This is a genomic window from Clostridium sp. MCC345 (assembly GCF_018785345.1).
Classification (GTDB): Bacteria; Bacillota; Clostridia; order Lachnospirales; family Anaerotignaceae; genus Anaerotignum_A; species Anaerotignum_A faecicola.
On record NZ_WQPP01000053.1, the window covers coordinates 1 to 218 of the forward strand.

Here is a 218-nt window from a genome sequence, read left to right on the forward strand (position 1 = left end):
GTTATCCGTTCCTTGCTGCCGTTCAAGAGGTCGATTTGGTAAAGCCCCTCCCGGTGGCACATCTCCATGACTTCACTCTTGAAATATTCCATAGCGGCATTGGTACAGCGGTGCTTGCAGCCCTCCCTTGTGTCGGCTGGTCTGTCCATGTAGGGCAGAAGCGGGACTTCGTAAATCCGCAGGGAGTTGATGACGATATGCACATGGATATTCCCGCT

The 218-nt window shown here is 53.2% G+C and carries 1 pseudogene; it reads right to left on the reverse strand.

Annotated elements, in window-relative coordinates:
* Positions 1 to 218 (reverse strand): annotated as a pseudogene (locus GPK49_RS13220) (relaxase/mobilization nuclease domain-containing protein); the annotation flags it as partial.